8 protein-coding genes are annotated in these 11455 nt (G+C 40.4%); 5 read left to right on the top strand and 3 right to left on the bottom strand.

What is annotated here, in order from left to right; genetic code table 11:
• Positions 1 to 80: 80 nt before the first annotated feature.
• The gene (locus tag CK510_RS18040; protein WP_095723023.1) at positions 81 to 272 is read right to left on the bottom strand and encodes a hypothetical protein; all 192 of its coding nucleotides are present in this window, start codon (positions 270 to 272) and stop codon (positions 81 to 83) included.
• Positions 273 to 800: 528 nt separating this feature from the next.
• Here CK510_RS18040 and CK510_RS18035 point away from each other — a divergent pair.
• Positions 801 to 3329, top strand: a complete 2529-nt coding sequence (locus CK510_RS18035) for a mannose-1-phosphate guanyltransferase (protein ID WP_095723022.1) — start codon at positions 801 to 803, stop codon at positions 3327 to 3329.
• Positions 3330 to 3557: 228 nt separating this feature from the next.
• Here CK510_RS18035 and CK510_RS18030 read toward each other — a convergent pair whose 3' ends face one another.
• Positions 3558 to 4343 (bottom strand): hypothetical protein, encoded by a 786-nt coding sequence (locus tag CK510_RS18030; protein WP_095723021.1) that lies wholly within the window; start codon positions 4341 to 4343, stop codon positions 3558 to 3560.
• 163 nt (positions 4344 to 4506) lie between these two features.
• On the opposite strand from CK510_RS18030, the gene glcD reads away from it, so the two are divergent.
• Positions 4507 to 5997 (top strand): glycolate oxidase subunit GlcD, encoded by a 1491-nt coding sequence (gene glcD, locus CK510_RS18025; RefSeq protein WP_095723020.1) that lies wholly within the window; start codon positions 4507 to 4509, stop codon positions 5995 to 5997.
• Positions 5998 to 6102: 105 nt separating this feature from the next.
• On the opposite strand, the gene CK510_RS18020 is transcribed toward glcD, so the two are convergent.
• Positions 6103 to 7002 carry a type IV pilin-like G/H family protein gene (locus CK510_RS18020; RefSeq protein ID WP_095723019.1) on the bottom strand — a complete coding sequence of 300 codons (900 nt, stop codon included), beginning with the start codon at positions 7000 to 7002 and terminating at the stop codon, positions 6103 to 6105.
• A gap of 246 nt (positions 7003 to 7248) precedes the next feature.
• Here CK510_RS18020 and CK510_RS18015 point away from each other — a divergent pair, with 246 nt between their 5' ends.
• From CK510_RS18015 to CK510_RS18005, 3 genes are all read left to right on the top strand, one after another.
• Positions 7249 to 8397, top strand: coding sequence for an alanine--glyoxylate aminotransferase family protein (locus CK510_RS18015; protein ID WP_095723018.1), 1149 nt, complete (start codon positions 7249 to 7251; stop codon positions 8395 to 8397).
• A gap of 296 nt (positions 8398 to 8693) precedes the next feature.
• Positions 8694 to 8918 carry a hypothetical protein gene (locus CK510_RS18010; RefSeq protein ID WP_143289342.1) on the top strand — a complete coding sequence of 75 codons (225 nt, stop codon included), beginning with the start codon at positions 8694 to 8696 and terminating at the stop codon, positions 8916 to 8918.
• A 384-nt stretch (positions 8919 to 9302) separates the two neighbouring features.
• Complete coding sequence (locus CK510_RS18005; RefSeq protein WP_095723016.1) at positions 9303 to 11033, top strand: alpha/beta hydrolase; 1731 nt, start codon at positions 9303 to 9305, stop codon at positions 11031 to 11033.
• Positions 11034 to 11455: the final 422 nt, after the last annotated feature.

Below are 11455 nucleotides of genomic sequence, written 5' to 3'. Positions count from 1 at the left end.
CCAAAATCAAGTAGAGCAAACTTGTCATAAAAATTAAACTAATTTGAGAAAAGCCCAAATAAATTGTTAACTTTTGTTTATCAACCTTTGAGCGCTTTTCTAAAATTGCGACGGTAAGATTTATTAGCAATTATCAATGCAGGCCAAAATACAGATAAAAGTAAGCGGTTGGGCAAAGTTCGCTGGAAATTGGTTCGTTCAAACCCATTCCAGAACTTCCAAAAACCACCTGCATAAAGAACAATCAAGGTAAAAGTAACAAAACCAGGCATTCCATTAACTCCAAAAGCAACCAGCAGAATTCGAGCTTCAGCATTGTCTACAAGTATATTGGTATTTGATAAAACAACTGAGAAGTCATAACTTCCCTGTAGTTTTCCAGAAAAATCTAGTCAAAATAGACTCAGCAGCAAAAGTAAATACTAGTTAAAAATATAACTTGCTCCTTTCTACTTTGCCTACAAATTTATAAACCATATATCCAGTTTAAATTAGTCTTCTGAGTTGCTGCTAGATACCAGTTACAAAATTAGACTACAATTCAGAAACCCTTAATTACGGAAATCTCAGTTTGTCCTAATAGATAAGTTGTTTGGCAAGAAATCATCAACTTTGACCCCTGCTTGATTTTATCTTGACAAACAAGCTAGTGTTTCGATTAGCTCTACTCTCACATTCACCAGATACTTCTTAAGGAAGTTCCTTAAATCTGAAGGTTCGTAGGAGACTAAAAAAGGTATCTTGATTAGTTTCAATCCCTCTAAATGTCAACATCTGGTGGAATTAGTTAAGGAGGATTTATGCGTGCAGTATTGATGGCAGGTGGTTCCGGTACTAGGTTACGTCCTTTAACCTGCGACTTGCCCAAACCAATGGTACCGATTTTAAATCGACCCATTGCCGAACATATAATAAATCTTCTTAAACGGCATAATATCTACGAAGTCATTGCAACATTGCATTATCTACCGGATGCAATGCGCGATTATTTCCAAGATGGTAGCGATTTTGGCGTACAAATGACCTATGCTGTTGAGGAAGACCAGCCTTTAGGTACGGCGGGCTGTGTGAAAAACATAGCTGAACTTTTAGATGAAACTTTTTTAGTCATCAGTGGCGATAGCATAACAGACTTTGATTTAACAGCAGCAATTCAATTTCATAAACAACAGAAGTCAAAAGCGACTTTGATTTTAACTCGTGTTCCTAATCCCATCGAATTTGGAGTCGTAATTACCGATAAAAATGGTAGAATAAGCCGCTTTTTAGAAAAACCTTCAACCAGCGAAATTTTTTCAGATACCGTAAATACAGGCACCTATATTCTCGAACCTGAGGTTTTAGAATACCTGCCAGATAACACAGAATGCGACTTTTCCAAAGATTTATTTCCTCTACTTTTAGCCAAAGATGAACCGATGTACGGTTACATTGCCCAAGGTTATTGGTGCGATGTGGGTCACTTGGATGCTTATCGTGAATCCCAGTACGACGCTTTAGAACGTAAAGTACATCTTGATGTTGCTTACAAAGAAGTATCTCCCAGTTTATGGGTTGGTCAAAATACTTACATCGACCCCAGCGCCCAAATCGAAGCTCCGGCGGTGATTGGTGACAACTGCCGCATTGGTGCAAGAGTGCAAATTGAGGGTGGTACGGTAATTGGGGACAATGTTACCATTGGCTCCGATGTCAGCCTGAAGCGCCCAATTGTTTGGAATGGGGCAATCATGGGTGATGAAGCCCACCTTAGTGCCTGCGTAATTGCACGTGGTGCAAGGGTAGACCGTCGTGCCCATGTATTGGAAGGTGCGGTAGTGGGTTCCCTTTCCACCGTTGGGGAAGAAGCACAAATTAGCCCATTTATTCGCGTCTGGCCCAGTAAAAAGATTGAATCTGGGGCGATTCTGAATATAAACTTAATTTGGGGAAATACGGCACACCGCAACCTATTTGGACAACGTGGGGTACAAGGGTTAGCAAATATTGATATTACCCCAGAATTTGCGGTGAAACTGGGTGCAGCTTATGGTTCCACACTCAAACCCCGTTCAAAAGTTGCAGTTTCCCGTGACCAACGCAATGTTTCCCGCATGGTTACAAGGTCATTAATTGCGGGTTTGATGTCGGTTGGTATCGATATTCAGAATCTCGATGCCACAGCTTTACCGATCGCACGTACCGTTATTCCCACAATGGGGGTTGTTGGGGGAATTCACGTGCGTGTGCATCCAGATCGACCCGATTACATCCTGATAGAATTTATGGATGCGAAAGGGATAAATTTATCCAAGTCGAAAGAAAAGAAAATCGAAGGAGCTTATTTTAAAGAGGATATGCGGCGATCGCAAATCCACGAAATCGGTGATGTGGCATATCCCAACCAAGTTGCGGATGCCTACTGCACGGCTTTTGAGAAGTGTTTGAATATCGACAGCATTCGTAATAGTCGGGCAAAAGTCGTGATTGATTACGTTTATGCTGTATCGGGGGCAGTATTACCGCAAATGCTCGATAACTTTGGAGCAGATGCAATTGTACTCAATGCAAGTTTGAATAAAACCACAATGTCTGCAATGAACCGGGAAGCTTTGCTAACCCAGTTAGGGCATGTAGTTGAGGCATTAAAGGCAAACTTTGGGGTACAGGTATCGGCAAATGGTGAACAGCTAATTTTAGTTGATGAGTCGGGAATGCCGATTCGTGGGGAAATGCTGACAGCGTTAATGGTGGATATGATGCTAACATCAAATCCCCGTGGTACGGTGGTTGTCCCCGTTCATGCATCCAGCACAGTTGAGCAAATAGCCCGTCGTCACGATGGTAAGGTGATTCGCACCAAGGCAAATCCCACCGCATTAATGGAAGCTTGTCATCAAAACCCCAATGTTATTTTGGGTGGTAGCGGTGAAACTGGCTTTATTTTCCCCGAATTGCATCCGGGTTTTGACGCGATGTTTTGCATTGCGAAGTTAATTGAAATGCTAACGATTCAAGAACGTTCCCTAGCGTCGGTACGTGCTGAGTTACCCCGTGCCATTCACAAAACCTATACTATGCGCTGTCCTTGGACTGTGAAGGGTTCGCTGATGCGGTATTTGGTGGAAACCCATCCAGCCCAAAATTTGGAACTCATTGATGGGGTGAAGATTTGTCAACCTTATGATGATAGTTGGATTTTGATGTTACCGGATGCTAGTGAACCCCTTGTGCATTTGTATATCAACAGTAACGATCGCGAATGGGTAGATGATACTTTGAGGGATTATCGTGCCCGTGTACAGATGTTTGTTGAGAAGGAAGAGGAAGAGGTTGTGGCGGAAGTTTAGGGGATTTAGGGAACATCAATAAGTCGTTCCCAATTGTAGGGGTGGGGTCTCCCCACCCTCACTCATAGTTATAATATACTTGGTAAGTATTATGATGGGGATATTCTATTTTATGGAAGTCTTATATACTTGAATAAGTTTAATTTTTGAACCGCCAAGTACGCCAAGTAAGAGAAGAAAAAGAAGAAAAAGAAGAAAGAGAGTTAATTTAATTGTATTTCTATATTATTAATCCTTTTGAGGAAACTTAATTTGATTTCCTTGGGGTGTTTGTACGACTTCACCACCTAATGCTTGAATTGCAAGAATGGCACGTTTTTGAGTTTCCTTATCCACACCATTTTGTAAAACCATTGTCCATGCCGAAATTTGAGCTAATTTACTATTAGGATTTCGACTTAAAAAGTTTGCTGTATTTTGAGACAATCCTGCCGACATTTGACTTTCTTTATCTGGGTGTTTTTTTGCCCAATCTGCCGCAGTTTGAAGTGATTTTTTTGCCGCTTGAGAGTTACCTAAAAACAGTAATTCATCAATTCCTTTATATCGCCATATATAATAGGAACCTTTGGGAACCCAAGGATTTAGTGACTTTAAACCTCGTTCAGTAATACTTATAGAGCGTTCTGGCATTCCCGCATATATTGAGGTGCTACTGGAAAGACTTAAATATGCTAATTGAAAACGCGGGTCATGTTTGAGAATAATTTCAAAATATTCTGGACTTAGTGCATAACCTGTTTTAGCGCGAACTTCATCATCCCCAAAGTATTGTGCGAAATTTAAATAAACCCAATTGGCAAATACATTATCAAATCCAAATGCGGGAACCTTTTTCAATAAATTCAAACGACTTTTTTCTAACTTCTCCTCTGCTTCTAATGCTGATTGAGAAAATGTTTGTTTGGCACTAATTAGTTTTTGCATTCGCGGAAGTTGCAAGCAACCAACTCCCATAAAGCATAAACAGCTAATTAACGATGTCCCTATGATTTGACGAGATAATCCCAACATTCTTGTTTAATTCTAAATCCACATCCGACTGCGCTTTTATAGTTCCCAAAAATCATGTCAAAATAACGGAAACTAAAATATATTGCGATCGCACCGGAATTCGACTATTTTTTCTCCTGAACACCTGTCACAATGGTAATTACACCCGAATAGGCAATCATCTATGCTTACCCAAAGTAAACCCCAAAAACTCAACTGGAAACCCATAATTAAGGAGCTTGAAGCTGCACTCGGTACTAAAAATGTCATCCAACGTAAGGAGGAACTTATTACCTACGAGTGCGACGGATTAGCGAGTTACCGGGAACGTCCAGCACTTGCCGTACTCCCTCGCACTACCGCACAAGTCGCCGCAGCAGTGAAGATATGCAATAAATATAATGTCCCTTTTATTGCCAGGGGTTCGGGTACGGGTTTATCTGGTGGTGCTTTGCCTGTGGAAGATTGCGTGTTAATTGTCACTTCAATGATGCGGAAAATTCTGAATGTCGATTTGGAAAATCAGCGCGTGATTGTCCAACCTGGGGTGATTAATAGTTGGGTGACACAAACAGTCAGTGGTGCTGGTTTTTACTACGCTCCTGACCCTTCGAGCCAAATTATTTGTTCGATTGGTGGCAATGTGGCAGAAAATTCGGGTGGAGTCCATTGTTTGAAGTATGGTGTAACCACAAATCACGTTTTAGGTTTGCAGATTGTGACGGCGGAAGGTGATATTGTTGATTTAGGTGGGCAAATTCCGGAAATGCCGGGATACGATTTGACTGGTGTTTTCGTGGGTTCGGAAGGTACTTTGGGTATCGCTACGGAAATTACCCTACGAATTCTCAAAACTGCCGAATCCATCTGTGTTTTACTGGCTGATTTTACTAGCGTTGAAGCTGCGGCAACAACGGTAGCGGATATAATTAGTGCGGGGATTATTCCAGGGGGAATGGAAATCATGGATAATCTCAGCATCAATGCAGTTGAGGATGTGGTGAAAACAAATTGCTATCCCCGTGATGCAGTTGCAATTTTGCTGATTGAAATCGATGGTTTAGCTGTTGAAGTTGCCGCAAATAAACATCGTGTCATTGATATTTGCAAAAAAAATGGTGCAAGGGATATAACCTCGGCTGCTGATGCGGAAATGCGTTTAAAGTTATGGAAAGGACGAAAAGCCGCTTTTGCCGCAGCTGGACATGTTAGTCCAGATTATTATGTCCAAGATGGGGTAATTCCCCGTACCCAGTTATCTTATGTGTTGAAGGAAATTGAAGCACTGAGTCAAAGCTCGGGATATCGGATTGCGAATGTTTTTCACGCAGGCGACGGTAATTTACATCCCCTAATCCTTTATAATAACTCAATTCCTGGTGAATTAGAAAAAGTCGAAGAAGTTGGTGGGGAAATTCTCAAGCTCTGTGTGCGGGTTGGTGGCAGTATTTCCGGGGAACATGGGATTGGAGCCGAAAAACGCTGTTACATGCCGGATATGTTCACCGTAGCTGACTTAGAGACAATGCAATGGGTACGGGAAGTATTCAATCCTCAAGGTTTAGCAAATCCTGGTAAGATTTTTCCTACACCTCGTACCTGTGGAGAAGCAGCACGGGCAATGAGTGATACATCAAAACAGTTTGACACAATTAAAGGTGTAGAAAGATATTGATTTGGGAAATCGGGAATTTATTTTATTCTCTCCGCGTAACTTTGCGCTTACCTCCCTCTTCCTCTGCGTTTAAAAGTCAATCTCTAAACTGTTTTTAGTATATCTCTACTTTTTTAGAAACATTTCAAACCCACTTGGGCAAGTCACTGCTTTTTCTTCAGAAAATTGAATATCTGACCATTTGGGCAAAATAGCTTGGTTTTCCTTACTGACACAGTGAACGACAACCAAGTTTGCTTTTTTCCCTTGGGATTTGAGTTTATGAACTAAAGAAATATAACTTTTAAAACTTGGGTCTTTAGTAATCGCTGCTGCCATTGTTATTTTACCGCCAGGATGGATAAAACTACGATAAAGATAAGCATCTGTTTCGCTAGGAATATCTTGCCAATCTTTTTTAAAGCGATTGTTTTTTCCATAAAACTTCCCTTGCTCGTTTGCGATCGCAAGCATTTTACTCGAAGCTTGTTCTGGAGGAGATTTCTTTTCGATAGCAGAGATGGTTTGATTTCCTCCCATAGAAACTCTAAATCCAGGAGGACAACCAGGAGTATCATTTGTTGGTATTTTGTAACTAGCCCATGTGGGAAGTTGAGCTTTAGTTTCATTACTTTCGCACAAAGTCGCTAAAGTAGTGGTTTCTTTTTGATTTTGAACTATGAAATTGTGAGTACGCACTAAACCAATGTAGCTTTTATAGCCATTATTTACGGGAATAGCAGCTTGCATCACAGCATTGCGCTGAGGGTGTAAAAAAACACGAAATTGGTAAGAGTTTGCCACTGTACCAGTAGGATTTACAGCCAGTACTTTGATGTCATTTGTAAAGCGATCGCTCTCTATATAATAAGCCTGTTGAGCGCGATTCATATAGGTAATTAGCTGTTGTGCCTCCTTTTGGATGGCATTGATGTCTGTTTCTGGTGTGGTTTGACTCCGGCTAATTTGGGGTGTAATTAACCAGGTAATGCCACAAGTAATTATTAATAAGCGATACAGATGCATGAAAAAATTGCCAGTGTGAATACAAACGCTAAGATAACCTTTTTGTCTAATTAATCACAAGGCTAGAGAAAAATAAGGGAATGGGAGCAAGTTTATTTGTGGAGCGATCGCAAACCCAAAATAATATCAATAAAGGGCAAACAACCGTTTGCCCCTACTAACATCCAAAAACCAAAATAGATTGTCCCATTCTACGATATCTTCAAAATAGTTTCCGATGATACAATTCATTTTTCCCAAAAATCTATGTCACAAACAATACCGATTAAAACCAATAACAAATTAAATCTCCAACCCCTGAATATGCCCAACCGCTTACTGTTGGGACCAGGACCATCAAATGTTCACCCTGCCATACTAGCAGCAATGAACACCCCACCCGTGGGACACTTAGACCCCACATTTTTAAACCTGATGGATGAAGTGCGATCGCAACTCCAATATGTATGGCAAACCGATAACCAAATGACAATTGCAGTCAGTGGTACGGGAACGGCAGCAATGGAAGCAACTATCGCCAATTCCGTGGAACCAGGTGATATCGTTCTCATTGGTGTAATGGGCTACTTTGGCAATCGCTTAGTCGATATGGCAGGTCGTTATGGAGCCGATGTGCGAACTATTACTAAACCTTGGGGACAGGTTTTTAGCTTGGATGACCTGAAAACAGCCATTGAAACCCATCGTCCCCGCATTCTCGCCCTTGTCCATGCGGAAACTTCCACAGGTGCGCGTCAACCAATGGAAGGGGTTGGGGAGTTATGTCAGAAATACGGGATACTACTATTAATTGATACAGTAACAAGTCTGGGTGGAGTACCAATTTTTCTCGATGAATGGGGTGTTGATTTAGCCTATAGTTGTAGCCAAAAGGGCTTGGCTTGTCCTCCAGGAGCATCCCCATTGACGATGAGTGCTAGGGCAATGGAAAAATTGCAGAACCGTTCGAGCAAAGTCGCAAATTGGTATCTTGATGTGAATTTGCTGGGTAAATATTGGGGTTCTGAGCGGGTTTATCACCACACAGCCCCAATTAATATGTATTATGCGTTACGGGAATCATTGCGGTTAATTACTGAGGAAGGAATCGAGAATTGCTGGCAGCGTCACCAAAAAAATGTAGAGTATCTGTGGGAAAGCTTGGAGGGTTTAGGTTTAACGATGCATGTCGAAAAGGAATATCGTCTTCCCACATTAACAACGGTTTGCATTCCCCCAGGAATCGATGGAAAAGCGATCGCACGCAGGTTGTTAGATGAATATAACGTTGAAATCGGTGGTGGTTTGGGTGAACTTGCGGGTAAAGTCTGGCGTGTTGGCTTGATGGGTTATAATAGTCGCCCTGAAAGCGTTGATAATTTAGTGGAAGTGTTGCGTCAAGTTTTACCAAAATAATCAGTACTTGAACAGAATTGGTTACACAAAATCTCAGCCAAAAATCTATGTAATCAATTTTCCCGAATTGTAGGGTTGGGGATACCCCAACCTTATTCAATACTGCTCGGTTAAGCATTAATCCAGAAACCCGGTTTCTTGCGAATCCCTTTGTAATAAGGTTTTGAATCAAATAGAAACCGGGTTTCTCTCGTTCGCAAAACCTTATTTACCCATGACTCCATGAAGATTGTGCTTTTTTATGCTCTTTATTTGTTGCACTTGAAATAATTTTTACACTTAATTATGCTCAATTAATGATGCTATTTTTTGATGCCTTAAATGCCTTAATTACTGATATAGCAGTTGCTGAATCTTTTTCCCATTCACAAACTTTCCTAGCCCATACGGTATGGGAAACTGCACCATTTGTTACTTTATTTTTTCTTGATGTTGTATCAGTAATTGCACCGAAGCTAATTGTCCGAAAATCCCTGACTACAAAGGGTATAGCAAACACCACAATGGTTATAACTGGCTAAATTGCGATCGCATTCAACTAAGTTAGCTAATAATTGAACATCCGTACTTTCACGGTAATTACCAACAAACATGTTGTTTATTCACAGTCTTTTTTTGCATACTGAGGCGGATTGTTTTTTTATCTGTTACGATGTTTTAGTCAGGAAAAATGTCCTGTCTGAATAGGTAAAACAACCTATTCGGAAAACGCTCTACCAAAAAAGCTCTACCAAAGTTAAAATTGCATTCACATTACTAAAAACATCACTAAAAGAAATTCTAGTCATGTTTGATATTCAGAATTAAAATTTTGAGGCGATCGAGAATTTCAGTCCACTAGGGTGTCCGTATAACTACCAATAGAAAACGCCTCATCAAACAACATCACCGTGCGTAGTTGAGCGATGAAAAGCTTGTTTGGTAATTTCACCAACACCCTATCTAGAAATATAATTTTGCTACTGCTTTCAATGCTGTTGCCGACATTTGAAATATCTAATTCGGTACATGCAGCTGAAAGAGTTTATGCATCTTATTCGGCATTAGAGCGGTCAATTTCTGTTACTGCTCTAGAGGAATTCGTCAAAACAGGTATTGTTGACGAAAGTTTAGCTGTTTATACCCAGTATCTAGATCCGGTACAGGTTCAGGAATTGCGAAAAACTCTCCAGAGTCCAATCAAGGTGAATGCGATCGCAGTTTCACAATTTCTCTACACTCCGCAGGGTGAATTTTTGCTGCGAAGGTTGGGAGAAGTGATTAAAACCGAGTCTCGTCAGGAGAAACCGGGTTTTCATGCGTTGCGTTCTGCTTTGATTTTAGCAGCTGCTGACCCAAAAGGATTAACATTACTGAGTTTATTACGGGAATATCCAAGTTCGAGTGTTCATATAGATTTAGCGAGAACTTTGGGGATTGCTGGGGAATTGGAAAAATTGGTCAGCGAAACCGACAAAGCAATTAGTGCGGTATCGCAAAAAGCGAAAATCGAAGCTGCCACAGCACAAGTTTCGTTGAATTTGGCACAATTGCCTGATTTTCGACGTAAAGGTAAGTTTGCAATCCAGAAGCAGACTATTAAAATCTTGGATGCAGTTCGTAACCGCTTTTTATTGACTGATATTTATATTCCCAATGCTCAACAAAAAGTTCCTGTAATAGTAGTTTCCCACGGTTTGGGAACCGATAGCAGTAACTTTGAGTATTTAGCTTCCCACTTAGCTTCCCACGGTTTTGCGGTAGTTGTTCCCAACCATCCTGGTAGCGATACAAAACAATTGCGATCGCTAATGAAGGGTAGTGCGAATGAAGTTGCTGAACCGAGTGAGTTTTATAATCGTCCTCTCGATATTAAGTTTGTTTTGGACGAATTGGAACAGCGTAATAAGTCGGAATTTCGCGGCAAGTTGAATTTACAACAAGTCGGATTTATTGGACAGTCGTTTGGTGCTTATACTGGATTAGCACTGGCTGGAGCTCCAATTAATTTTGCGGAATTGGAACAAGACTGTAAACCGAAAGCTTTACAAGATACGTGGAATGTATCTTTATTGTTGCAATGTCGCGCTTTGGAATTACGTACAAAGGCTCCGCTCAAGGATTATAATTTACGGGACGATCGCATTAAAGCTATCATTGCCGTTAATCCGATTACTAGCAGCATCTTTGGGGAAAGTGGATTAAATCAGATTAAAATCCCTGTGATGATTGTTGCCAGCAGCGAGGATACTGTTGCTCCAGCTTTATATGAACAAATATTACCTTTTTCTTGGATTGGTAATCAGCAAAAATATTTAGCTGTACTACAAGGTGGAACTCACTTCTCGGCAATTGGAAATGGTAAAGGCAGTTCGCAGCAAGTCGGATTACCTTCTGATATTGTTGGTGATGATCCAGCACAAGCTCGTCGTTATCTCAATTCTTTGAGTTTACCTTTCTTTCAATCTCATGTCGCTGGCATAACTAAGTACACACCCTATTTAAATGCTGCTTATGCTAAAGCTATTTCCAGTAAACCATTAGGTTTGAGTTTAATTCAATCCCTAACTTCCACGGAATTAGCTCAGGCATTTAATGGAGAGTTAAAAGAAGAGAAAACAACCCCTAATACCAATACACAGCCTGTTAAAAAGTAAAAAGTAAATAGAGAATCCCTGTGAATAATGAATTTAGGGCTTTTAAAGTGTTCTTTGTTTATTTCTTTCTTTTACATTTTTACTTTTACCTCGTTGTACTGAACCTAATTATTTAGGCACAACATAGCCACATCTCTGTCATAGACATCTCTGAAACCATTGTAGAGAGGTAGCATTACTAACTCTCCACATTCATTTTCGGGTAAAGAATAATTAAATTCAGTCAATGTCTAATGTATTCTAAAAAGAGATGAACCTTTGTTGTGCTTAAAATCATGGGTTAAAACAATTATGACTCGTCAGCGTATAATTCAACCTGGTCAAAGTTATACTTTTAGCAAATACTTTGAACTTTCATACGCAATTGAAGACATTCTTGCTGAATTAGGCTGTATTTACAATTTAGAGTCGTTAAACCTACC

The organism is Brunnivagina elsteri CCALA 953 (assembly GCF_002289455.1).
GTDB classification, from domain to species: Bacteria; Cyanobacteriota; Cyanobacteriia; order Cyanobacteriales; family Nostocaceae; genus Brunnivagina; species Brunnivagina elsteri.
Note: the sequence above shows the minus strand (reverse complement) of the source record. Positions and strands in the feature narration are given on the sequence as shown.